Raw genomic sequence first — 22,595 nt, 5'->3', positions numbered from 1 at the left:
TACTCGGACAACCGGGTGATGCGCCGCACCTGCATTCGTACGGGCGTCGGCGACACTGGGGGTAGCGGGGGGCCCTGATCGGAGGCCGTCGTGAGCACACCTTCCCCCATCCGAATCGCCGCCGTCCTCTCCGCCGAACATCGCGGACGGCTGATGTCACAGGCCCGTGAGGTCAACTTCCCCGAAGGCGCGACGATCTTCGAGGAGGGCGGCCGGACCGAAGCCTTCTGGATCGTGCGGTCCGGCACGGTGACGCTCCAGATCCCCCTGCCCGGCCGCCGGCCCGCCCCCGTCGAGAACCTCGGCCCCGGTGAACTGGTGGGCTGGTCCTGGCTCTTCCCGCCGTACGTGTGGCAGCTGAGCGCGGAGGCGATGACCCCGGTGCGCTCGTACGAGTTCGACGCGACCGCCGTACGGATGCTGATGGACGCCGACCCCGCCTTCGGCTCCGCCGTCGGCCACTGGGTCGGACGCGTGCTCGCGCTCCGGCTCCAGCAGACCCGCACCCGGCTCATCGACCTCTACGCCCCGCGCATGTCGACGACCCGCTAGGACGCCGAAACCGCCCCCCGGGGGCCGGTCCCGACCCGCCCCCGGAATGTTTCAGCGCGTGTGTTCGGCCGATTCGGCGGCCCGCTCCCCCACAGGTCAGCACCCCTCACACGGCTGCGGTCTGCATACATTCGCTTACGATCGGTGACGAGAAATGGCCATACGAACGGGCGATCACGGTCCGTGTCGGCAAGACTCCTGTCCGCTATCCGAAGCAACCACTCAAGGGAGTTCGAAATGCGGTCCATCGCAAAGGGTCTCGGCCTCGGTTCCGCCGCCATGGCGCTCACCGCTCTCACGGCCCTGGCCTGGCCCGGAGCTGCCGACGCCGCACCGTCCGGTGCGCAGAGCCTGTACGCGCCGTCCGCCCTCGTCCTGAGCATCACGGCCGGGGAGGACACCACCCACGGCACGGTGCTGCGCGCGGTGACGCTCGTCTGTGCGCCGGCCCCGGGCGGGACGCACCCGGCCCCGGCCGCCGCGTGTGCCGAACTACGGGCGAACTCGCACGAGTTGGACGCGGTCGCGGCACCGGGCGCCGGCGTCGACTGCACCAGGGAGTGGAACCCGATGACGGTCACCGCCGTCGGGGTGTGGCAGGGCCGCCGGCTGAACTACTCGTACACCTTCGGCAACCCCTGCGGCCTGCGGCACACCAGCGGCGCCCTGTTCGGATTCTGACCCGGCACGACGCGACCGGCCGGGCGGCGTCGTGCGACCGCCGTCCGGCACCCCGCCTCACGCCCGCCCCATCCCCGCATCACGCCCGGCGTCCCGTCGGGCCGTCAGCCCAGTTCGAGGCTCGTCACCCCGTACACCCCGGCCAGCTCGACCTCCGGGGCAGGGCCGGTGTACATCCGGGCGGCCTCGAACGAGGGGGCCAGCCCCAGACCGGCCAGCAGGGCGGTGGCCGCCGGATTGGCGTCGGGCACGTCCACGGCGACCGCCCCGTCGGGGGTGTGCTCCGCGAGCCGGTACAGCAGGGCGGCCGCGATGCCCGGGGTGGAGGCGTACAGCGGGCCGATCCGGGAGGCCCCGCTGCACGGGCGGATCACGCCGAGGCCCTCGATCCGCCCGTCGCGGACGGCGGCGAGGGCGGTGCGGCCGGGCAGGCCGGTCCAGGCGGACAGGAAGGCGTCGCGCGACGCGGGGAAGAACCGGCGGTCGTAGGCGGCCAGCTGCCCGAAGGGGAGCGAGGCCGCGTCGACCACCTCGACCCCGACCCCGACCCCCTCCGCGCCCGCGCCGTTCACCCGTGGGGCGCCCTCGTACCGGACGTTGTTCCAGGCCGAACGGAACCCGGACTTGCGGTAGTTGTCCTGCTGGTCGACCACCCCGTCCAGGCCGACGAGCCGCCCGTCGAGCCGCTCCATCCCGGCGTGCCACAGCCGGATCCCGTAACCCCGCCCGCGGACGGCGGGGCGGGCGATGTAGAAGCCGATGAAACCGAAGGCGGACCCGTACCGCACGGCCGAGATGCAGGCCACCGGTTCACCGTCGGTCCGGCCGACGAGGAAACCGGCCGGATCGGCGACCGCGAAAGCGAACCGGTCGGAGTCGCCCGGGTTCCACCCTTCCTCATCGGCCCAGGTACGGATCATTTCCATGTCGGCGGCGCTCGCGCCGGTGATCTCGAATCCCGTCATGTCCGGTGTTGTACCAGACGGCGTACGGGCGGTCAGCCCGCGCAGATCACATCGTCGAGCTTGATCGGCCGGGAGTCGAGCCGCACGTACGCCGTGAACGTGTCGGTGCTGTCCGCGCTCCAGTGCGTGGTGACGGTGGCCCAGCCGACACCGGCCGACTGGGCGACGGTGACCGCGCCGATGGCGATGTCCCAGGGCTCGTTCTGGGCGCAGAGCAGAACGTCGGAGTACGGGCTGTGTGCCTGCTTCTCCTTGAGCTGCTGCGAGACGCGCTGGTCGCGGTCGTGCGGGGAAGGGCCGTGGTGGCCGTAGAAGGAGGCGAGGAAGGTACTGATCTCGGCGGCGTTGTGCCGGTGGCGGACGGCGACCGGGGCGGGGTCGGCGACGGCGGTGGTCGGGGCCGGCAGCGCGAGCAAGGGCAGCAGCAGGGCACCGAGGCTGTACGGCATGATCTTCATGCGGGATGTGTAACCACCGCGGGTCTTCGCGGGCAGGGGTGGACCGCGGATCTCACTCCTGTGGGGGGCGGGATTCACCGCAGAAACGACCCTCTCGGACGAAGGTAATCCAGTCGCGGGTCCGTACCGGCCGTACGTAGGGTCGGGGCATGGGGAAGCCGCTTGTCGCAGTGTTGAGTGGGGCCGGGATGTCCACCGACTCCGGGATTCCGGACTACCGGGGGCCGCAGGGGTTGTGGCGCCGTGATCCCGAGGCCGAGAAGCTCGTGACGTACGAGTACTACATGGCGGATCCGGAGATCCGGCGCCGCTCCTGGCAGATGCGCGCCGAGGTCGGCGCCCTCGGGGCGCGGCCGAATGCCGCGCATCTGGCCGTGGCCGCACTGGAGCGCGGCGGCACCCCGGTCCGGGTGATCACGCAGAACGTGGACGGGCTGCACCAGCTCGCCGGGATGCCGCCGCGCAAGGTGTTCGAGCTGCACGGGACCGCGCGGGCGGTGGTCTGCACGGCGTGCCACGCCCGGTCGGGGATGGACGAGGCACTGGCCCGGGTCGCCGCCGGGGAGCCGGATCCGGCCTGTCCCGCCTGCGGCGGGATCCTCAAGTCGGCGACCGTGATGTTCGGCGAGCGGCTCGACCCGGAGGTGCTGCGGCAGGCGGTGGCCGTGGCGAAGGGCGCTCACGTGTTCATCGCCGTCGGGACCACGCTCCAGGTGCAGCCCGCCGCCTCGCTGGCCGGGATGGCCGCCGAGGCGGGGGCCCGCCTGATCATCGTGAATGCCGAGGAGACCCCGTACGATCCGCTCGCGGACGAGGTGATCCGCGAGCCGATCGGGACGGCCCTCCCGGCGCTGCTGGCCCGGATCGGCGACCTCGGCCCGGCCGCCTAGGCGCCGGCTCGGGCAGGTTCGGAGCTCCTCCTCGGACCTAGCGGAGCCCTGTTACACGGCGTCGGCCGCCCGGCGCATTTCCGCCACGTCCAGCTTCTTCATCTTCATCATGGCCGCGGTGGCGCGGGCGGCCCGCCCCGGGTCCGGGTCGGTGACCAGGTCGATGGCGCCGGCCGGGACCACCTGCCAGGACACCCCGAACTTGTCCTTGACCCAGCCGCAGGCGGACTCCTGGCCGCCGTCCTTCGTCAGCTCGTCGTAGTAGTAGTCCGACTCCGCCTCGTCGCCGCAGTGGATCTGGAACGAGATCGCCTCGGTGAAGGGGAACTGCGGACCGCCGTTGAGGCCGACGAACTTCTGGCCGTTGATCTCGAACTCGACGACCATCACGTCACCGGCCGTGCCCGGCCCCGCCTCGTTGTAGTAGCCGGTCCGCCCGATCTTCCCGTCCTTGAAGACGGACACGTAGTAGTCGGCGGCGGCCTCCGCGTTGCCGTCGAACCACAGGCACGTGGTGAATCCGTTGCTGCTGCTCATGACTGCCTCCAGGCGGGTGCGTGGTCGAGTCCGTGCGGTGGGGCACCGTCTCGCTCCTATACAGACCGGCCCCGGTCCCGAAATTCATCGGTGGGCCCGGGGCCGGTCCGTAACGCTTCCTGAATGCACTCCTACGGCTTACACCGCAGGCCTGAGGCTCACACCGCGAGCTCGGCCGCCATGCCGAGCATCCGGTCGACGACGCGCTCGGCGGCGCCGCCGTCGTCCAGGTCGCAGAACTCGGCGCGGAACGCGGCCCGCGCCTCCTTGTACTCCGCGCCGACCGAGTCCGCGCCCCGCACGGCCTCGATCAGGCTCGCCGAGTCCGCCAGCAGCGGGCCGGGGGCCTTCTCCGCCAGGTCGAAGTTGAAGCCGCGCAGCGTGGTCCGGTAGTGATCCATGTCGTACGTGAAGAGCAGGATCGGCCGGTCGGTGAGCGCGAAGTCGAACAGCGCCGAGGAGTAGTCCGAGATCAGCACGTCGGCGACGAGCAGCAGGTCCGTCGCGTCGGGCCAGCGGGACACGTCCACGACGAAGCCGTCGCGCACGTCGTCCCGGACCTGCTCGGTGACGTGGTGGTGGCCGCGGACCAGCAGGACGTGGTTCTCGCCGAGCTCGCGCCGCGCGGCGTCCAGGTCGATCTGCAGGTCGAGCTTGTAGCCGCCCGACCAGCCCTCGCGGTTCTCACGCCAGGTCGGCATGTAGAGGACGACCTTCTTGCCCTCGGGCAGGCCGAGCCGGCGGCGGACCTCCGCGATCCGCTGCGCGTCGGGCTTGACGAGCGCGTCCGTACGCGGGCTGCCGGACTCGATGACCTCGCCCTTGTAGCCGAGGGCGCGCTTCAGGAGGGGCGTCGCGTACGAGCTCGGGGAGGCGAGCAGCGACCACTGGGCGCTGTCGTGCTCCAGTGCCTCGAGGATCTCGGGGCTCGTGTAGTAGTCGTGGATGAAGTCGTGGCCGATCTCCTTGATCGGCGTCCCGTGCCAGGTCTGGACGACGATCTGGCCGGCGCGGCGCTGGAAGCGCTGCGGCACGTTGTCGTTCACGACGTAGTAGCGGGCCCGGGCGAGGACCTCCCAGGCCTCGACGCTGTCGTACTGCACGGCGCGGGCGGTCGCGGGGACCTCGGCGCGGCCGTCGCGGACGAGCCAGACGTGGTCCAGCTTCTCGCCGCGGCGCAGCAGCTCCTCGTGGATGGCGCGGGGCGAGTCGCCCGCGCCGTTCCCCTGGAAGGTGTCGTACACGACGATGTCCTTGACCGGCAGGGCGCGCTGCGCCGGGTAGGTCTCGTACCGGGTGACGCGCTGGGCGTACCGGGTGCGGTCGTGCGGGCTGAGCAGCGGGTCGGCGACGAGCACCATGCGGTCGTAGAAGCGGGCCTCGACCCGCATCCGGCGGCCCTCCACGGTGAGGGCGTGCGGCCCGGCGTGCAGGGCGGTGGGCGCGAACTGCACCGGGGCGCCGCGGTCGACGCCGAGCAGGCCCGCGGTGGTGCCGCCCTGGGCGAGCGGGCGCAGGGTGGGCCACCAGCGGCCCTGAGGCAGCGTGGTGCGGCCGGCGTAGGCCTCGGGGAGCACGGGCTCGAACGAGGACTCGAAGCGGTCGCCGTCGCGGGTGAGGGGGTAGCTGAACTCGGTGCCGTGGGCGTCGTGCAGGACCAGCTCGTACGGCTCGTCGGTCGGGGCGACGAAGCGGCCCTTCAGGGTGACGGTGCCGTCCTGGGTGGCGACCGAGTCGACCAGCGGCGGCGAGGGCTGCACCGAGAGGGTCAGGTGTCCGGTGTTGCCGCGCTTGGCGAAGAGGGCACGGCCCGCGTCCCCGCCGGTCAGGGGCACGACCAGACCGGCGAAGCCGCCGCGCTCGTCGTGCACGAGACGGTGGTCGGAGCCGTCGGCGCCGACGATGGTCAGGCTCCACGGCTCGGGGGTCCACTCGCCGGGCTCGCACGCGGCGTCCGGTACGGCGGCCAGCTCGGCCAGCGGTACGCGCACGGTGAACGGGATCCGCCCGCCGCCGGCGGCGGCGGTCTCGAGCGGGAAGGTGAGGACTGTGCCGGTGGAGACGTGCTCGGCGCGCAGGGTCGCGTCGGCGCCGAGCTCGGCGGCGAGCTCGCCGGCCACCTCGACGGCGTCGTCACCGGCGGCGCGGACGTCCAGGGCGCGGGCCCGGACGACCTCCACCTGGATGGTGAGGGCACCGGTGGAGTTCGGGACGATCCGGACGTCCGGGGCCACCCAGTGGGCGGGCGGGTTCTGGCCGGTGTCGGACTCGCCGCCCTTGAGGCGGGCGCGGTGCAGGCCGCCGGCGCCGGTGACGGCGATGGACGTGGTCCATATGCCGTCGTTCCACTTGCCGCCCGACTGGAAGACGGTGGGGTCGACGACGGCGGTGAAGCCGGCCCAGTCGGCGTGCCGCAGGGCGAGGTGCGGGGAGTTCACGGTGGCCATCGGGGAGGCCACCGTACGGGTGCTGACGACCGTGCGGCGGCGCTTGCCGCCCTCGCGGAAGACCAGCACCTTGCGCGAGCCGAGGCGGCTCTCCGCGCCGAGGTGGCCGGGCAGCGCGTAGCCGCGCAGCAGCAGCTTGCCGTCGCTCCAGACGGCCTGCTCGAGGCGGCTGACGACGCGGCGCTCGCGCGGGCCGAGGGCGAGGATCTTGGCGGGGACCGGCGGACGGCCGTGCAGGAAGGGGTAGTCGGCCTGCGGGCGGGCCAGCCCCTTGACGGGGACGCTGTAGGAGTAGTCGCTCTGGTGCTGCGTGAGGGCGATGAAGTCCTCGACGCGGCCTTCGCCGGCCAGGTACGCCTTGAGGCGGTCGGCGACGGTCAGGGCGGCCCAGGGACCGGTGCCGATCTCGCGGACGAGCCCGCCGACCTCCTTGACGAAGGCGGCCCGGAAGTCGGCTCCGCCCTCACCGACGTACTTGTAGATGAGCGGGAGCTCCTCGCTCAGCACGTTGTAGTCGTAGTCGCGCAGGTAGCGGACGTACTTGGCGCCCTCCTTGGCCTTGAGGGCCTCGCGGACCAGGCGGACGGAGGTGACGCGGTCGATCAGGGAGACCGGGTCGGTGGAGCGCTGGGTGATCGAGCGCTCGCCGGTCTCGCGGACGCGCCAGTGGTAGACGCAGTCACTGATGACGTCGACGCTGGACGCGAAGTAGTGCGCGGGGATGCTGACGGGGGCGTCCTCGTAGAGGATGCCCTCCGGGTACTGGAAGCCGTGCTCGTCCCAGAAGCTGCGCCGGTAGACCTTGTTCCACGCGGTGCGGTCGGTGACCAGCGCCGGGAACTTGGAGATGTGGGTCTTCAGCTGCGTCTTGGCGAAGGCGGCCCGGTGGCCCCAGGACTGCTGCATGCCGACGGAGCGGAAACGCTTCACGTTGCCGCCGGCGAAGTCGGAGCCGGTCTCGTCGAGGGCGGCGATCAGGCGCTCGTAGGCGTAGTCCGGCATCGTGTCGTCACTGTCGACGAAGGCCAGGTACTCGCTGTCCTTGGACGCGTGGCGGGCGCCCACGTTGCGGGCGGCACCGAGTCCGGCGTTGTCCTGCATGACGACCCGGAAACGCTTGTCCCGCGCGGCGAAGGCCTTGGCGATGACGGCGCTGGTGTCGGTGGACCCGTCGTCGACGAGGATGCACTCGAAGTCGTCGAACGTCTGGGCGGCAATGGACTCCAGGCACTCGTCGAGGTAGAGCTCGACGTTGTAGACGGGGACGACGATGCTCAGGCGCGGGGGCATGGGTGGCGGGTTCTCCAGCGTTTTAAGCTATTTCGATGATCAGGTGATGACAGCATCCTACTCGGTAACGGGATGATAAAGTCCCCCCATCCTGGACATATAGCCCTTGTCCCCCGGGGCGGACGGCAAAGAATTCAGCCGCCCGCCACCTCTGCGTCGGGGTCGGACCGAACGTCTGCTCAGATTTCGAGCTCCGCCTCGATCTTCTTGAGCTGGTGCCGGGCCATCGCGAGGTTGGCCCGGCCGCGGTCGAGCGCGAGGTAGAGGAAGAACCCCTTGGAGTCGCGGTTCTTCATCAGCCGGATGAGGTGGTACTGGGTGCCGAGGGTGATCAGGATGTCCTCGATCTCGTCCTTGAGGCCGAGCATCTCCATGGTGCGGACCTTGGCTCGGACCACATCGGTGTTGCCGGCCGCGGCCACCGTGAGGTCGAGGTCCTTGCCGCCGCCGATGGTGCCGAGGGCCATGCCGCTGCCGTAGTCGACCAGGGCGGCGCCGATCGCGCCGTCGATCGTGGCGAGGGTTTCCTTGAGTGCGGTCTCCACGTTGGCCATGAGGGGCCCTCCTTCTTCTTCTACCGTTTCTACGGTGTCTGCGGTTTCTGCGGTCTATCGGTGGTGGGTACGGGGTGTGGTGCGGCAGCGCGGCTCAGCCCGACGGGATCTCGGGGCCGCGGCGTCCGAGGACGTGGTCGATGAGCTCCGCTATCCGGAGGCTGGAGCGGCGGGCCTCCAGATGGAGCCGGCCGACGTTGACGCGGGGCTCCGCGATCAGGGTGAGGACGGCCGCGTCCCCGGCCGCGTAGGTGGCCACGTATCCGTGTTCGCCGCGTATCAGCAGCTCACGGAATCCGCCCTGGCCGGTGCAGTCGCTGAGCCGCTGGGCCACACCGAGGGCGGCCGCGGTCAGTGCCGCGACGGACTCCACCTCGGTGGCGGCGCTGTCCTGCGCGAGAACCAGGCCGTCGGCGCTGCCGGCGAGGGCGCCGGTGAGCTGGGGGACCCGGGCGCGCAGCCTGCGGAGCTCGGCGAGTATGTCGGCCTCGGCCTCGGGGGGCACCATCGCCGTGCTCATGTCGGCCTTTCTCCTTTCGGGCTGCCTTCGCTCGGAGCGGTCGGCGCGCTCGGAGCGCAGAGCCGGTCGCAGCGGGAGCCTCACAGGCTTGCCTCCAGTGCGTCGCGTAACCGGCGAAGCAGCGCCACGTCCGGGGATTGGGTCTGGGTCATCCAGTCGGGCAGGGGTGTTTCGACCGGTGCCAGGACCGGCGTGTGCGGGGTCTCGACCAGTCCGGCCGCCGCGAGGCGCCGTACGTCGAGCAGCGTGTGGAACGCCGGCCGGCCCAGCACCCACGCGAGGTCCGCGGGGGTCCGTACGCCGTCCGCCTGGGCCAGCAGGATCCGCTGGCGCGCGGTGACGGTCTGGCCGGGGGCGGCGGCCCGCGGCACCACGGGGGAGGTGTCCAGCAGCGGGTACGGCCACACGGCGTCGAGCAGCTCCCGCCTGCGCCGGGTCTCCCGCTCGACGGCGGCGGCCGGGACCGAGCGGACGGAGCCGATCCAGTGGGTGGCGCCGCGGCGGAACCGGGAGGGGCCGGTGCCCGGGGACAGGGCGAAGAAGGCGGCGTCGAATATCGCGGCGAGATGGCAGATCTCCAGTTCGCCGCCGGCGAGGCCGCCGCTGTCCACGAGGAAGCGGGCGACCTGGCGGCGGGCGCCGGCCCGGTCCACCGCCTCGCGCCAGCGCTCGGGGGCGAGGCCGCCGCCGGTGGTGAGGAGTACGTCGAGGCCGGGGGTGGCCGGGCTCTCTGCGTGCACGATGCGGCCGTCCTCCAGGAAGAGGGTGCCGCGGTCGCGGAGCAGGGCGCCGGTGGCGCGCTCGGCGGCGAGCCGGGTGAGCAGGGGGGAGACGGCGGCGAGGCCGCCCACCTGGGTCCCGGTCATCTGAGGACCAGCCCCTCGGCGAGGACGCGGAGTCTGTGCCGGGCGAGGGCGAGGTTGCCGTCGGTGCGGTCCAGCCACAGGTGGAGGAAGACGCTGCTGTCGAAGCTGGTCTCGACGAAGCGGAGGACGTGGTATCCGGTCCGGGTGGTGACGATCAGGTCCTCCACGGGCTGGCCCGCGGGCTCACCCCGGGCGGAGTCCGGGGCCGGCTGGGCGAAGGACTCGTACTCGGCGGCCGCCCGGGCCAGCTCGGCGGTCTCGGCGGCGGTGGTCTCGTGGTCGCCGACCGGCGAGTCCCCGGCGGTGCCGAGGGCCAGTCCGCTGCTCCAGTCGACCAGCGCGGCCCCCCGCGCACCAGGCAGGGCCATGGCTTCGAGCAGGCATTCGTCGATCCCGGGCACGCGGGCTCCCCTCCCGGCCAGACGTGCGAAGTGCACGGTCTACGGCGCGACAGGAGGGAACTTACTCACGTTCCACAGCACGGATGGGGCTTCTGGCATTTTCCGCTGGAACATGCACAGAACCACGCGACAGCTTGGCCGGAACCCGTCGACTTCTGATCACGAATGTTGATCACCGCCGCCGGTGGCGCAAGGGCGCACGGGGGCTCACGAAGCAAGCGGAAGATGTTCCGCGAGCCGGAACGCGCCGCCCTCGCGCTCCACATATCCCTCGTGGGTGAGGGTGCGCAGCAGGTGGTACACGGTGGGCAGCGGAATGCCGGTGACCCGCGCGAGCCGTTTCGCCGTCGCCCCGCCCTCGGCGTACATCGCCTCGACGAGGCGCAGCGCGCGCTGCACGGAACCGATCAGGGTGGGTGCGCTGTCCTTGTGGCTGCCGTCGGTGCCCATGAATACTCCCCCTGCTCCGGTACGAGTCCTGGCACCCCCATGAAAGTCGCTTACCGCCCGCAATCCCAGCTGACTCGCGCACTTCCGGGCATAAGATCACCACGCTTCGGGTCCGCTCCCCGCACACTCGCGCAAAACACCGCCCTCCGGCCCCGGTTCGGGCCGCATCGCCGCCGCGCGGCGCAGGCCCGCCGCGGAGTACTGGGTGCATTCGGACAGGCCGGCGGATGCGGCACGGTCCGGGCCCTCCCCTCGAACCCCTCCCCCGTGTCACTCTGCCCGTCATGGAGCGGATCATCGAGGAGATACGAGAGGACCTGTCCCGCCGCATCGCGGTGACAGCGGACCGGCTCGCCGACCGGACGCTGGCCGAGGACCCCGCGTACGCCGCCCTGCTCGGCCGGGCCGAGCTGCGCGAGCGGATCCACCACAACCTGCGGCAGGCGGTCGAGGGCCTGGTCCTCGGCATCCGCGGGCTGCCCGTGGAACTCGCCGATGCACGCGCCACCGGTACGCTCCGCGCCGAACAGGGCCTGCCGCTCGCCTCGCTGCTGCGCACCTACCGGCGCGGCGGCCGGCTGGTGTGGCAGGCCCTCAACGAAGCCGTGGCCGCGCACGATCCGGCGGCGCTGCCCCGGCTGCTGCCGGCCGCGGGCGTGCTGTGGGACGTACTGGACCAGCTGACGGACGCGGTGGCCGACGCGTACCGCCGTACGGAGGCCGCGCGCTGGGACCGCGACCGGGAGCGCCGGGCGGCCCTCCTGGACGCGCTGCTCGACGGCGCGGGTCCGTCGGACGGGCCCGCGGTCTCGGAGGCGGCGGCCCAGCTGGGGCTGCCCGAGCGCGGCCGGTTCGCGGTCGTCGTACTCGGCGCGGGCGGCTCGGGCGGGTCCGGCGATCCGGGCGGCCCCGGCCGGCCCGACGCCGAGCCGGCCGCGAGCGGCCTGCGCGTGCTGTGGCGGATCCGCGCCGACGGGGAGACCGGCCTCGTGGAGCTGGGCCACCATCCGCTGGAGTCCGTACGGGAGCTGCTCGGCCCGCTCAGAGCCCGCGCCGGGGTCAGCCCCGTCGTGGAGACCCCCGGCGACCTGGCCCGGGCACGCTGGCTCGCCGCGCTGGCACTGCGCACCGTCCCGGCGTCCGGCGGTCCGTGCACCGCCCTGCTGGACGAACGGCTGCCGACGGCGCTGGTCGCCTCCCAGGCCGAACTCGCGGGCCGGCTGCGGCAAGTGGTGCTGGGGCCGGTGCTGGCGCTGCCCGCGGAGGACCGCCGGGTGCTGCTGAACACGCTGGGCACCTGGCTGACCTGCCACGGCTCGACGACGTACGCCGCCCAGCGGCTGTACTGCCACCGCAACACCGTCTCGAACCGGCTGCGGCGCCTCGAGCAGCTGACCGGCCGCACGCTGTCCGACCCCGCGCACGTGGTGGAGCTGGCGCTGGCCCATGCGGCGGTGCTCCAGCGGGCCGCGGGCGAGCCGGCGGCACCGGGAGCGAAGCCGGCCGGCCGCGCCCCGCGCCGCAGCAACTGACCTCAGGCCCTGGTCGATTCCGCCGGCTCGTGCGGGGCGGCCGGCCGGGCCGACTCGAGCAGGTACGGTACGTCGATCACCGCGACGCCCGGGGTGAACAGCAGCCTCGCCTTCAGCCGGAACGCGTTCTGGTTGTGCAGGGGCTGCTCCCACCAGTGCCCGACCACGTACTCGGGGATGACCACGGACAGGATGTCCGTCCCCTCGGCGGCGGCCAGCTCCTGGATGTGCGCGAGCACCGGCCCGACGACCTCGCGGTACGGGGAGTGCAGGATCTTCAGCGGGACGCCCGGGTCGTGCTCCGCCCATGCCTCGCGCAGCCGGCGCGCGTCCTCCTCGTCGGCGGCGACGGTGACGGCCGTCAGGGTGTCCGGCCGCAGTGCCTGTGCGTAGCCGAGCGCCTTCAGCGTCGGGGCGTGCACGTTGGCGACCAGCACCAGCACGTGGTGGCGGGAGGGTTTGCGCGGTCTGACCCCGGGGGCGACGGCGACCTGGGCCGAGACCCGGTCGTAGTGCCGGCGGACCCCCTTCATGCCGAGGAACAGCAGCGGCATCGCGATGACGACCAGCCAGGCGCCGTGCGTGAACTTGGTGAGCAGGACGATGACCAGGACCACGGCGGTCAGGGTGGCGCCGACCGCGTTGATCGCCAGCCGGCGGTGGATGTGGATGCGCTGCTCCCGGGGCGTGGCCGGGGAGGCGAGTTCGCGGCGCCAGTGCCGGACCATGCCCGCCTGGGAGAGGGTGAAGGAGACGAAGACGCCGATGATGTAGAGCTGGATGAGGCGGGTCAGCTGGGCGTCGAAGGAGACGATGAGGGCGACGGCGACGAGCGCGAGCAGCACGATGCCGTTGGAGTAGACGAGCCGGTCGCCGCGGTTGAAGAGCTGGCGCGGTGCGTACTTGTCCTTGGCCAGGATCGAGGCGAGCATCGGGAAGCCGTTGAAGGCGGTGTTGGCGGCGAGGATCAGTACGCCCGCGGTGACGGCCTGGAGCAGGTAGAAGAGGAAGTGCCAGTCCCCGAAGGTGGCACGGCCGATCTGGGCGAGCGCGGTGGACATCGGTGTGCCGGGCGGCAGGCCCAGTTCCGTCGGGTCGGCGGCGACGTGCACCTCGTACACCATGGCCAGGATGGTGATGCCGACGAACATGGTCACCGACAGGACGCCCATCGCGGCAAGGGTGTTGGCGGCGTTGCGGCTCTTGGGCTTCCGGAAGGCGGGTACGCCGTTGCTGATCGCCTCGACGCCGGTGAGCGCCGTACAGCCGGAGGCGAAGGCCCGCATCGCGAGGAGCACCAGGCCCAGGCCGGTGAACGTGCCCTCGGCGGTGATCGGGAGGTCGGCGGACTCGGCGCGGATGGTCTCGCCGGTCGCGAGCCGGACGGCCGCCACGGCGAACATGACGTAGATGACGAGGACGAACCCGTAGGTCGGAATGGCGAAGATCCGTCCCGACTCCCGTACGCCGCGCAGGTTCATCAGCACCAGCAGCACCACGAACCCCACCGACAGGCCGACTTCGTGGTCGCTGAGGGAAGGGATCGCGGACGTGATGGCGTCCACGCCGGAGACCACGGAGACGGCGACGGTCATGACGTAGTCGACGAGGAGCGCGCTGGCAGCCGTCAGGGCGGCAGTCTGGCCGAGGTTCTCGGAGCTGACGATGTACGCACCGCCGCCGCCGGGATAGGCGTAACAGGTCTGCCGGTAGGAGGCGACGACCACGATCATCAGGAAGACGATGGCGGCGGCGGCGTACCAGGCGAGGTGGAGCAGGGCGACACCGCCGAGGGCGAGGATCAGCAGGATCTCCTCAGTGGCGTAGGCCACCGAGGAGAGCGGGTCGCTGCAGAAGATCGGCAGCGCGAGCCGTTTGGGCAGCAGGGTCTCGCCCAGTCGCGCGGTGTCGAGCGGTTCACCCACCAGCACGCGCTTCAGATTGATACGCCTCATCCCGGCATGATCGTGCATATTTCATGCACTTTGCCCCTTATTGGGGCTGTGTCATGCCGTGAACCCGGCCAGTTCCTCGGCCCGGTGAGCCAGCCACAGGTCGTAGCGGGCGCTCGGCGAGCGCAGCAGCGAGCGCTCCAGCAGCGCCTCGATCCGGGCCAGCCGCTTGCGCGTGCCCGGCACCGAAATGCCGAGCGCGGCCGCCGCCGGGACCAGGTGCGCGTCGTGGCGCAGCCAGGCCCGTACGGTCTCCCGGGCGCCGGGCGGGGCGTCCCGCCCGGCCAGCGGCGCCAGATGCGCGCGGGCCCAGGCCGCCAGGTCGGGGTGGCGCAGTACGCCGTCCAGATCGGCCGGAGCGCCGGCCGCGCCGCCGGGGGAAACCCCGGCGGCGCCGCCCGTGGAGGCCCCCGCGCCGCCGCCCGCCCCGCCCGGGGTCAGCCGCAGCGCGAGCGAGAGCGCCGCCTGCTCGGGGAGCCGCGCGAGGTCCACGCCGAGCACCGACTCGATCAGCCGCAGCCGGGTGGCCAGGGTGTTGCGGTGGATCTTCAGCAGCCGCGTCGCGTGCGAGCAGAAGTTCAGCCAGGCGTGCGCGGTGGCCCGCAGCTCCTGCGGGCCGGGGTCCTGGGGGCGCCGGGGCACGTACGTGTGCAGGGGCGCGAGCAGGGCCTCGGCCCAGCCGGTCCCGGCCACGTGGGCGGCCAGCTCCAGTTCGGGCCCGGGGCCGAAGCGGGCGTGGCGCCCGCCGCGGCCCCGGGCGACGGCCAGGGCGTGGAAGGCCTGGGTGTAGGCGGCCGGGGCCTCGCGCAGCCGCAGTTCCGCGCTGACCCCGACCGTGCAGTCGCGGGCCACCGCCGCCAGGGCCTCGGCGAGCGGATCGTGCGCGGCCGCGGTCGCCGCGAGGTCGCCGGGGACCAGGACGATGAGGTGGCGCACGTACACCGGGCAGCGCACGATCCAGGCCCGGCCGCCCGTCAGCTCCTCGCAGAGCCGGGCCACTTCGCCGCGCTCCCCGGCCCGGCACTCCACGACGTACATCCGCATCGGCTCGGGCAGCGAGGGGCAGAGCGCCTCGGCGATCTGGTGGGCGGTGGAGAGCCGGCCGTTCATCAGCAGGTGCAGGACGGCCTCGCGGGCCCGTGATTCGGCGAGTTCGGCCCGCTCCTCGCGCCGCTCGGCCTCCTCGGCCCGCAGGACGAGGGCCAGTACGGCGGCGGCGTCCGCGAGCAGCGCGGACGCTCCCGGGTGGTGCTGCGGGTCCGGTACTGCGGCCAGTGCGCGGCTCCCGTCCAGCGCGAACAGCAGCGCGGCCGAGCCCTCGCCGTGCAGGACGGCCGAGCGCACGCCCCGGGCGCCCCGCGGACGGCGAGTTCCGGGCCCGCGGCTCCGTCGGCGTCCACCACTCCGGTCCAGCCGCCCAGCCGGGCGGCGAGCCACTGCAACACCGCGGCCGAACCGCCCGAGTGGGCGAGCCGGTGCAGCTTGAGGATGTCCTCGGACCGGCTGCGGGTCCGGTCCGCCGACGTTTGCGGGATGCGCGGGTGCGAAATGAGAGGTCCCTTCGGTCCGGGTCGCGCTGTCGCAGTCGACCACCCGGTGTATCACTGTGCCGAGTGATACCCGCCCCGCCCGGTCACTGTGCACGGCGGACCCTGCGAACCGGCGGCCGACCGCCTAGGTTTGACCGCGAGCGGTCGGGCCCCGGGAACGACGGGGGAGTCCCCGGGGCCCCTCTCGCTCACGCCCGGATCACTCACGCCCGATCGCTCACGCCCGATCGCTCACGCCCGATCGCTCACGCCCGGTCGCTCACATCCGGGCGGCCGCGCTGCGGATGGCCTCCCGGATGCGGAAGTAGGTGCCGCAGCGGCAGATGTTGGCGATGGCGTCGATGTCCTCGTCCGTGGGCGTACTCGTGCGCTTCAGCAGGGCGACGGCGGCCATGATCTGGCCGGGCTGGCAGAAACCGCACTGGGAGACGTCCTGTTCGAGCCAGGCTTCCTGCACGGGGTGCAGCTCGTCCCCGTTCGCCAGTCCCTCGATGGTGGTCACCGTCTTGCCGGCGCACGCGGCGACGGGCACCACGCACGGGCGGATGTCCGTCCCGTCGAGATGGCTGGTGCAGGCCTTGCAGACGTCCACGCCGCAGCCGTACTTGGGGCCGCGTACGCCCAGCATGTCGCGGAGCACCCACAGCAGGGGCAGATCGTCGGGCGCGTCCACGGTGACGCTCTGCCCGTTGACGGTGAAGGTGTGCGAGGGCACGGCGGACTCTCCTGACCTGACTGGCTGTTGCTGTTCTAGCGGGGGTACGGGGTGAAGTCGACGTCGAAGTCGAGGGGGAAACTGCGCGGCTTGTTGCCGGTGGCCCGGGCCCAGGCGTTGGCGATGGCGCCCACCGCGGCGGGTACGCCGAGCTCGCCCGCGCCGCCCGGCTCCTCCCCGGTGGCCGGCAGCACGAAGACCCGTACGTCCTGCGGGGTGTCGCGCTGCCGGGCCCAGTGGAACTGACTGTAACTGCCCTCCAGCGGCAGCCCCTTGTCTATGTGCAGCCCGGCCTTCAGGGTGGTGGAGATCGCGTCGGTGAGGCCGCCGATCATCTGGGCCTCCAGTCCGCGCGGGTTGACGGGCAGGCCCACGTCGACCGCGATGACGGCCTTGGTGACGCGGACGTGCTCCGGGTCGCGGGCGTCGATCTCGACCAGGCAGGCGGTCCGGGACTTGTACTCGTCGTGGAAGGCGATGCCCTGCGCGCAGCCCGCCGGCATCGGCCGTCCCCACTCCCCCTCCGTCGCCGCCTTGTCGAGCACCGCGCGCTGGGCGGCGGTCTTCAGGAAGGCGCGCCGGAACTGGTACGGGTCCTTCCCGGTCCGCGCCGCGAGTTCGTCGACCACGATCTCCTCGGCGCCCCGGGTGTTGGCGGAGTACACCGAACGCCAGGAGCCGGTCGGGATGCCGGTGGGTACCTCGCTGAGCCCGTGGGTGGTGAGCCCGAAGTGGTAGGGGGACTTGATCGTGGTGTGGAACAGGGTCTGCGCCAGGGTCGCGTTGCCGATGCCGAGCGGCAGGCTGGCGGCGGTGGCGGTGATGATCTCGCCGAGCCCGTGCCGGAAGTCGGTCTCGGCGGCGGCCACCCGGTGCTCGAAGCTGAGTACCTCGCCCAGCAGGTGGGTGGCGCGGATCTTGTGGTGGGTGGCGGGGCGCATCCGGCCGTGCCGGGTGTCGTCGACGCGGGTCCACATCAGCCGGACGGGACGGCGGCAGGCCTTGGAGACGCGGGCGGCCTCCAGGGCGGCGTCGAAGAAGAGCCGCCGCCCGAAGGAGCCGCCAGCCTGGACCACGTGCACGGTGACCTTGTCCAGCGGCAGGCCGAGCTCGGCGGCGATGGTCTCGCGGGCCACGATCGGGGACTTCAGCCCGGACCAGATCTCGGCGCGGTCGTCCCGTACGTCGGCGACGGCGGAGTTGGTCTCCATGGCCGCGTGGCTGACGAAGGCGAAGTCGAACTCGGCGTCCACGTACGGGGTGAGCAGCGGCGGCACCAGCAGCGGCGGGGTGGCGGCGCGCAGCTTGGCGCGGATCTGCGCGTCCGAGAGCTGGTCGGCGGGGCCGGGCCCCCAGGTGACCTGGAGGGCGGCCTTGGCGTCGAGGGCCTGCCCGAAGGTCTCGGCGACGACGGCGACCCCGGTCGGGACGGTGACCACGTGCAGGACGCCGGGCATGGCGCGGACGGCGCCGAGGTTGGCGACGGCCTTGACGCTGCCGCCGAGGGAGGGCGGGCGGCGCACCACGCAGGGCTTTGCGCCGGGCACGTCGAGGTCGAGGGTGTACTGCTGGGCGCCGGTCACCATGGCGCGGGCGTCGATCCGGCCGGTGGGCCTGCCGACGAGGGAGTGCTTCGCCGCCTTCTTCGGGGTGGCGCCGAGGACGATCAGGGCGGGGTCGGCGGCGGCCGCGGAGAGGCTGCCGTAGTCGGCGGTGCGTCCGTCGGGGGCCCGTACGGCGCCGTTCGCGGTGGCCAGCGAGGAGGCGGCGAGGCCCCACCGGCGGGCGGCCGCCGCCACCAGGCGGGCCCGGGCGGTGGCGGCGGCCTGCCGGACCGGCCCGTAGAGGGAGCGGATGGAGTTGGAGCTTCCGGTGAGCTGGTTGAACAGCAGCTCGGGCCGCGCGTCGTCCAGTTCCACGCGGACGGCGGCCAGCGGCGCGTCGAGCTCCTCCGCGACGAGCATGGCCACGGCGGTGGTGAGCCCCTGGCCGACCTCCTCGCGCGGCAGCCGGAAGCGGATGGTCCCGTCCGTCTCCACGGAGAGCGCCAGCAGGGCGGAGGTGGGCGCGCCGGCCAGGATGAACAGGTCGCCGAGGTCGACCAGATCGGCCGGGGCGGGCAGGCTCGGGACCACGGCGTGGGCGGGCTGCGGGGCGAGGACGTCGGCCCCGGCCCGGGTGACGAGGGCGAGCGTCGGCGCCGCAACGAGGTACGTGAGGAAGGAGCGGCGGCTCTGCCCGGTCATGTTGCTGTGTCCCCTCACCCTGCGCGGGCCCGCGTTCGCGGGCCTTACCCCGGCTCGTTACCGACACGTAGAGTAGCGATCACCTGGTGGGGTGGGAAGCGGGGTGACGGTAAAGGCCGCGCGGGGAGGGGGTCCTTCGTTCGGGGGGTACTCCCGCGGGGGTGTTGATCCGGCTCGGGTACGGGTTCTGCCGCGCGGAGGTCTCGCACATCTCGTCCGTACGATCGATCCGCGCCCTCCGAAGGGCCGGTTTCCGGCCGCGGGAGGACGATGGGAGGAGAAACGGCTGCACTCCCGAAAACGTGAGGAGGTGTGCGGCGGTGACGATGTACATGGATGTCCACCATGGCATGAAGGGCATCACGGAAGCCGAGCTGATGGCCGCCCACAAGGCGGACCTGGCGATCGAGGGCGACGAGAAGGTGCACTTCGAGCGCGCCTGGGCCGACCCCGCATCCGGGACCGTCTACTGCCTGTCCGAGGCTCCCTCGGCGGACGCGGTGCTGCGGATCCACGAGCGCACGGGACACCCGGCAAGCGAGATCCACCCGGTGCCGCTCAGCGTGTGAAACCGGACGGCGGCCGGAGACCGCCGACGGGAGCCCGGCACAGGGCTGACCGGAAACGTTCGTACAGGCGAGGGGGGGGCCGGGAGGCCCTTGGCATATGCCAGAAGCAACGACGTTACGGATGTTGCCAAACGCCTTACGGCCCGTCGCGGCCTGTGCAACAGTCGTAACCGGTCCTTCCTTCAGACTTGGCCGTGCCGCGCCGCCTGTATCGGAGTTCTCATGCCGTCCCACCTCTTCGCGGACCGTCCCGCGCAGCCGTCCGAGCCCGGTTCGGTGGACGCCCTGATCTCGCAGACCCGGCGGCTTCGCGGCGAGGTGGACGCGGTGCGCCGCGACACCGTGGTCGACGACGACGACGCCCAGGGCCGCTGGCAGCGCGCCCTGTGCGACCTCGCCGTCCACCACCTCGACGACCTGCGCGAGCACCTGGGACAGCTCAAGGAAGGCCTGCCGCCGGCCCCCGAACTCGACGAGCTCCCCGAAGGAGCGACCGGGGCCGAGCCGCAGCAGACCCGCGTCGGCAGCGCCGAGTGGAACCTGCTCACCGACGAGGTCAACTGGTCCGAGGAGCTGTTCCAGATCTTCGGCCGCTCGCCCGAGGCGGGCCCGCTCCCCCTCGACGAACTCGGCTCCACCCTCTTCTCCGAGGACCAGCCGCTGCTCACCTCGATGGTGACGGCCTGTCTGGTCGACGGCAAACCGATCGACGGCGAGTTCCGCATCGTCCGGGCCGACGGCCGCGTCCGGACGCTGCACATGCGAGGCGAGCCGGTACTCGACTCCGACGGCTGCACGGCCTCCATGTGGGCCGTGCTCCGGGACGTGAGTGAGCTGCGCCGAAGCCAGCGCGCCGAACGCGAGTCCCGTGACTCGTTGCAGCGCCGGCGGGAGATCGCGCAGACCGAGCACCGGCTGGCGGTCGAGCTGCAGGAAGCCGTGCTCCCCCCGTGGCGCGGCTCCCTGCGGTTCCCGCACCACACCACCGGCGCGCTCGACGTCGCCGCGCACTACCTGCCCTCCGCGACGAGTGCCCTGATCGGCGGCGACTGGTACGACGCGCTCGAACTGCCGGACGGCCGCTCGCTGTTGACGGTCGGCGACCTGACCGGGCACGGGGTGACGGCCACCTCCGGGATGGCGATGATGCTGGGCGCCCTGCGCGGCATGGCCATGGCCGGGATCGAGCCGGGCCCGCTGATGGGCTGGCTCAACCAGCTCCTGGAGACCTCCGTACAGCCGGCGCTCGGCTCGGCCGTTTGCTGCCGCTACGATCCCGCGCGCCGTGTGCTCTCCTGGGCGCAGGCCGGCCATCCCGCCCCGCTGCTGTTCCGCGGCAGCTCGGGCCGCGCCCTGCAGCCGCCGGAGGGCGTACTGCTGGGCGCGACCTCCGGGGCGGCGTACGGGCAGGCCGAGGAACGGCTCCAGGCCGGCGACGTACTCGTCCTGCACACGGACGGACTGACGCCGCGCAGCATCGAGTTCAGCCGGGCGGACGGCACCGAGCGGCTGCTGGCCCTCGCGCCGCGGTTCACGGCGGCGCGGTCGGCGCAGGACTGCGTGCGGATGGTGGTCGAGGAATTCGGCGAGAGCGAACGCGAGGACGACGCCTGCGTCCTGGTGGCCAGGGTCGGTGGCTGAGCGCCCGGTACCGACGTTTCAGGGCCGCGCCGGAAGGCGCGGCCTTTCTCGTCTCCGTACGGGTGCCGATGGCGGTGCCGGTGCACGCACCGGCGCGGGGTGCCCGCGCAAGGCTAGACGGTGCGCTGCGTCGGGCTGCTCGGCAGGGCCATCTCGATCTCCGCGCGCAGGTCCTCGATGCGCGCGTACCCGGCGTACTGGCCGGTGAGCCGGTACATCTCGCGCAGCCGGTCCCAAGTCCGGTGTGAGGAGGTCTCGTTCATCGAGACCAGCGCGAGCCGGGCGTAGCGGTCGGCCTGCTCCGGGTCGTCGGCGATGAAACAGGCCGAGGCCATGGAGATGTAGTCGAAGATCTGCGAGCGCTGGTGGCCGCCGGACCGCAGCCGCAGCGCCTCCCGGGCGTGCCGCTGGGCGATCGGCGCGACCGAGGGGTCGTGTTCGGCGAGGGTGCGGAACGCCAGGGCCTGCATGCCGTGCAGGTCCGCCTCGTCGAAGTTCTGCATCCACGACGGCGGGGGCACGTCGCCCTTGTCCGACACGAACAGGTCCTCGGCCTCGCCGAGCGTGCGGCGCATGGCCTGGCCCTTGCCCATCGAGGCCTGTGCCCAGGCCTCGATGGTGTGCAGCATGGCGCGGGTACGGGGCAGGGTCTGCTCGCCGGAGCCCGACTGCGCCAGTTTCATGAGGTCGAGGGCCTCGTGCGGCTTGCCCAGGTGGACCATCTGGCGCGCCGCCCGGGACAGCGCTTCGCCGGCCCGCGGCCGGTCCCCGCCCTCCCGGGCGGCGTGCGCGGCGATGACGAAGTACTTCTGCGCGGTGGGTTCGAGACCCACGTCGTGGGACATCCAGCCCGCCAGCACGGCGAGGTTGGCCGCCACGCCCCACAGCCGCCGCTGCAGGTGGTCGGGGTGGTGGTACGCGAGCATGCCGCCGACCTCGTTGAGCTGGCCGACCACGGCTTTGCGCTGCAGTCCGCCTCCTCGGGAGGCGTCCCAGGCGCGGAAGACCTCCACGGAGCGCTCCAGGGCCTCGATCTCCTGGGAGCCGATGGGGGCGGCCTCGTAGCGGTCGTAGCCGATCGGATCGGCCTGGTAGGAGTCGCCGAAGTTCTGCGGGGCCTTGGCGGGGGCGGGGTCGGTGTGCAGCCAGTCGTTCATGGCGTGGGTGAGGGCGGAGCCTGCGGTGAGCGCGACACCCGCGCCCATCAGACCGCGTCGGTTGAGCATGAGGTCCATTCCCGTGAATTCGGTGAGGACCGCGGCTGTGCGTTCGGGCGCCCAGGGCATTCCGTCGGGGTTGTCCTTCGCCCCGTCCGGCTGCCGTTTGGAGGTGCGCCGCTGCCGTACGAACCCGAGGTCCTCGATGGTCACGACACGACCGAGCCGCTCGGTGAACAGGGCTGCCAGTACGGTGGGCACCGGTTCGCGCGGGGTCTCCCCCATGTCGATCCAGCGCCTTACCCGCGAGGTGTCGGTGGCCAGTTGGTGGTGGCCCATGGCCGCCGCCTGCCGGTTGACCATCCTCGCCAGCTCACCCTTCGACCAGCCGGCAAGGCCGAACAAGTCGTTCAGGCGGGTGTTTGGACCTTTGCTCACGTCAAGCCCCCAGGTTCTCGGCTGATTTGACACTAGCCCGCAGTCAGAGGCCCCGTGCATATTCGCCAGCCTTCGCCAGGGCACGCTTCGTGGTCCGCCACCCACCGCCCGGTGTCAGGTAGGAATGCGCCTCCCCGACCCGGTCTCCGGGCGGAACTCCCCAGGGTGAAGTACGGGACCGGCG

At 72.4% G+C, this 22,595-nt stretch carries 19 protein-coding genes and 1 pseudogene; 6 read left to right on the top strand and 14 right to left on the bottom strand.

Features of this window, described 5'->3' with window-relative positions; translation table 11 throughout:
• Positions 1–90: 90 nt before the first annotated feature.
• Positions 91–552: a cyclic nucleotide-binding domain-containing protein gene (locus OHT74_RS34025; RefSeq protein ID WP_266669949.1), complete on the top strand. Its 462-nt coding sequence runs from the start codon at positions 91–93 to the stop codon at positions 550–552.
• 237 nt (positions 553–789) lie between these two features.
• Positions 790–1,233, top strand: coding sequence for an SSI family serine proteinase inhibitor (locus tag OHT74_RS34020; protein ID WP_266669947.1), 444 nt, complete (start codon positions 790–792; stop codon positions 1,231–1,233).
• Positions 1,234–1,337: 104 nt separating this feature from the next.
• Here the strand turns inward: OHT74_RS34020 and OHT74_RS34015 are convergent, their stop codons facing one another.
• Together OHT74_RS34015 and OHT74_RS34010 are read right to left on the bottom strand one after the other, a co-directional pair.
• Complete coding sequence (locus tag OHT74_RS34015) at positions 1,338–2,198, bottom strand: GNAT family N-acetyltransferase (protein ID WP_266669945.1); 861 nt, start codon at positions 2,196–2,198, stop codon at positions 1,338–1,340.
• A 32-nt stretch (positions 2,199–2,230) separates the two neighbouring features.
• Positions 2,231–2,656: a hypothetical protein gene (locus OHT74_RS34010; RefSeq protein WP_266669943.1), complete on the bottom strand. Its 426-nt coding sequence runs from the start codon at positions 2,654–2,656 to the stop codon at positions 2,231–2,233.
• A gap of 149 nt (positions 2,657–2,805) precedes the next feature.
• On the opposite strand from OHT74_RS34010, the gene OHT74_RS34005 reads away from it, so the two are divergent.
• Positions 2,806–3,546 carry an SIR2 family NAD-dependent protein deacylase gene (locus tag OHT74_RS34005; protein WP_266669941.1) on the top strand — a complete coding sequence of 247 codons (741 nt, stop codon included), beginning with the start codon at positions 2,806–2,808 and terminating at the stop codon, positions 3,544–3,546.
• A 51-nt stretch (positions 3,547–3,597) separates the two neighbouring features.
• Here the strand turns inward: OHT74_RS34005 and OHT74_RS34000 are convergent, their stop codons facing one another.
• The 7 genes and pseudogenes from OHT74_RS34000 to OHT74_RS33970 all read right to left on the bottom strand — a co-directional run.
• A complete protein-coding gene (locus tag OHT74_RS34000) occupies positions 3,598–4,083 on the bottom strand; it encodes a VOC family protein (RefSeq protein ID WP_266631982.1) in 486 nt (161 codons plus the stop codon).
• Positions 4,084–4,241: 158 nt separating this feature from the next.
• Positions 4,242–7,820, bottom strand: coding sequence for a bifunctional glycosyltransferase/CDP-glycerol:glycerophosphate glycerophosphotransferase (locus tag OHT74_RS33995; RefSeq protein ID WP_328622315.1), 3,579 nt, complete (start codon positions 7,818–7,820; stop codon positions 4,242–4,244).
• 179 nt (positions 7,821–7,999) lie between these two features.
• Positions 8,000–8,374 carry a hypothetical protein gene (locus OHT74_RS33990; protein ID WP_266669937.1) on the bottom strand — a complete coding sequence of 125 codons (375 nt, stop codon included), beginning with the start codon at positions 8,372–8,374 and terminating at the stop codon, positions 8,000–8,002.
• Positions 8,375–8,468: 94 nt separating this feature from the next.
• Complete coding sequence (locus OHT74_RS33985; protein ID WP_266669935.1) at positions 8,469–8,894, bottom strand: roadblock/LC7 domain-containing protein; 426 nt, start codon at positions 8,892–8,894, stop codon at positions 8,469–8,471.
• A gap of 80 nt (positions 8,895–8,974) precedes the next feature.
• A complete protein-coding gene (locus OHT74_RS33980) occupies positions 8,975–9,760 on the bottom strand; it encodes a transcriptional regulator (protein WP_267001399.1) in 786 nt (261 codons plus the stop codon).
• On the bottom strand, positions 9,757–10,161 hold the full coding sequence (locus tag OHT74_RS33975; protein ID WP_266669931.1) for a hypothetical protein: 405 nt from the start codon (positions 10,159–10,161) through the stop codon (positions 9,757–9,759). Before OHT74_RS33975 ends, OHT74_RS33980 begins: the two co-directional genes overlap by 4 nt.
• Positions 10,162–10,395: 234 nt before the next feature.
• A pseudogene (locus OHT74_RS33970) lies at positions 10,396–10,611 on the bottom strand (helix-turn-helix domain-containing protein); the annotation flags it as partial.
• Positions 10,612–10,895: 284 nt separating this feature from the next.
• Here OHT74_RS33970 and OHT74_RS33965 point away from each other — a divergent pair.
• Positions 10,896–12,143: a PucR family transcriptional regulator gene (locus OHT74_RS33965; protein WP_266669929.1), complete on the top strand. Its 1,248-nt coding sequence runs from the start codon at positions 10,896–10,898 to the stop codon at positions 12,141–12,143.
• Positions 12,144–12,145: 2 nt separating this feature from the next.
• On the opposite strand, the gene OHT74_RS33960 is transcribed toward OHT74_RS33965, so the two are convergent.
• From OHT74_RS33960 to OHT74_RS33945, 4 genes are all read right to left on the bottom strand, one after another.
• Positions 12,146–14,098, bottom strand: coding sequence for an APC family permease (locus OHT74_RS33960; protein WP_328622314.1), 1,953 nt, complete (start codon positions 14,096–14,098; stop codon positions 12,146–12,148).
• A gap of 51 nt (positions 14,099–14,149) precedes the next feature.
• The gene (locus OHT74_RS33955) at positions 14,150–15,439 is read right to left on the bottom strand and encodes a helix-turn-helix domain-containing protein (RefSeq protein WP_328622313.1); all 1,290 of its coding nucleotides are present in this window, start codon (positions 15,437–15,439) and stop codon (positions 14,150–14,152) included.
• Between the two features lie 465 nt (positions 15,440–15,904).
• On the bottom strand, positions 15,905–16,360 hold the full coding sequence (locus tag OHT74_RS33950; RefSeq protein WP_266669925.1) for a (2Fe-2S)-binding protein: 456 nt from the start codon (positions 16,358–16,360) through the stop codon (positions 15,905–15,907).
• A gap of 35 nt (positions 16,361–16,395) precedes the next feature.
• Complete coding sequence (locus OHT74_RS33945; RefSeq protein WP_328622312.1) at positions 16,396–18,606, bottom strand: xanthine dehydrogenase family protein molybdopterin-binding subunit; 2,211 nt, start codon at positions 18,604–18,606, stop codon at positions 16,396–16,398.
• 320 nt (positions 18,607–18,926) lie between these two features.
• On the opposite strand from OHT74_RS33945, the gene OHT74_RS33940 reads away from it, so the two are divergent.
• A complete protein-coding gene (locus OHT74_RS33940; RefSeq protein WP_266631957.1) occupies positions 18,927–19,175 on the top strand; it encodes an SCO4226 family nickel-binding protein in 249 nt (82 codons plus the stop codon).
• A 222-nt stretch (positions 19,176–19,397) separates the two neighbouring features.
• Positions 19,398–20,816, top strand: coding sequence for a PP2C family protein-serine/threonine phosphatase (locus tag OHT74_RS33935; protein ID WP_266669921.1), 1,419 nt, complete (start codon positions 19,398–19,400; stop codon positions 20,814–20,816).
• Between the two features lie 113 nt (positions 20,817–20,929).
• Here the strand turns inward: OHT74_RS33935 and OHT74_RS33930 are convergent, their stop codons facing one another.
• The gene (locus tag OHT74_RS33930; RefSeq protein ID WP_266669919.1) at positions 20,930–22,411 is read right to left on the bottom strand and encodes a DNA-binding protein NsdB; all 1,482 of its coding nucleotides are present in this window, start codon (positions 22,409–22,411) and stop codon (positions 20,930–20,932) included.
• Between the last annotated feature and the right edge of the window lie 184 nt (positions 22,412–22,595).

The sequence above is a fragment of the Streptomyces sp. NBC_00354 genome (assembly GCF_036106915.1).
In the GTDB taxonomy this organism is placed as follows: Bacteria; Actinomycetota; Actinomycetes; order Streptomycetales; family Streptomycetaceae; genus Streptomyces.
This window is presented reverse-complemented; position numbering and strand designations above follow the sequence as displayed.

Bases quoted from the DNA above. Each gene is read 5' to 3' on its own strand.
- OHT74_RS34020 (WP_266669947.1), top strand. From the start codon at position 790: ATGCGGTCCATCGCAAAGGGTCTCGGCCTCGGTTCCGCCGCCATGGCG.
- OHT74_RS34015 (WP_266669945.1), bottom strand. From the start codon at position 2,198: ATGACGGGATTCGAGATCACCGGCGCGAGCGCCGCCGACATGGAAATG.
- OHT74_RS34010 (WP_266669943.1), bottom strand. From the start codon at position 2,656: ATGAAGATCATGCCGTACAGCCTCGGTGCCCTGCTGCTGCCCTTGCTC.
- OHT74_RS34005 (WP_266669941.1), top strand. From the start codon at position 2,806: ATGGGGAAGCCGCTTGTCGCAGTGTTGAGTGGGGCCGGGATGTCCACC.
- OHT74_RS34000 (WP_266631982.1), bottom strand. From the start codon at position 4,083: ATGAGCAGCAGCAACGGATTCACCACGTGCCTGTGGTTCGACGGCAAC.
- OHT74_RS33995 (WP_328622315.1), bottom strand. From the start codon at position 7,820: ATGCCCCCGCGCCTGAGCATCGTCGTCCCCGTCTACAACGTCGAGCTC.
- OHT74_RS33990 (WP_266669937.1), bottom strand. From the start codon at position 8,374: ATGGCCAACGTGGAGACCGCACTCAAGGAAACCCTCGCCACGATCGAC.
- OHT74_RS33985 (WP_266669935.1), bottom strand. From the start codon at position 8,894: ATGAGCACGGCGATGGTGCCCCCCGAGGCCGAGGCCGACATACTCGCC.
- OHT74_RS33980 (WP_267001399.1), bottom strand. From the start codon at position 9,760: ATGACCGGGACCCAGGTGGGCGGCCTCGCCGCCGTCTCCCCCCTGCTC.
- OHT74_RS33965 (WP_266669929.1), top strand. From the start codon at position 10,896: ATGGAGCGGATCATCGAGGAGATACGAGAGGACCTGTCCCGCCGCATC.
- OHT74_RS33960 (WP_328622314.1), bottom strand. From the start codon at position 14,098: ATGAGGCGTATCAATCTGAAGCGCGTGCTGGTGGGTGAACCGCTCGAC.
- OHT74_RS33945 (WP_328622312.1), bottom strand. From the start codon at position 18,606: ATGACCGGGCAGAGCCGCCGCTCCTTCCTCACGTACCTCGTTGCGGCG.
- OHT74_RS33935 (WP_266669921.1), top strand. From the start codon at position 19,398: ATGCCGTCCCACCTCTTCGCGGACCGTCCCGCGCAGCCGTCCGAGCCC.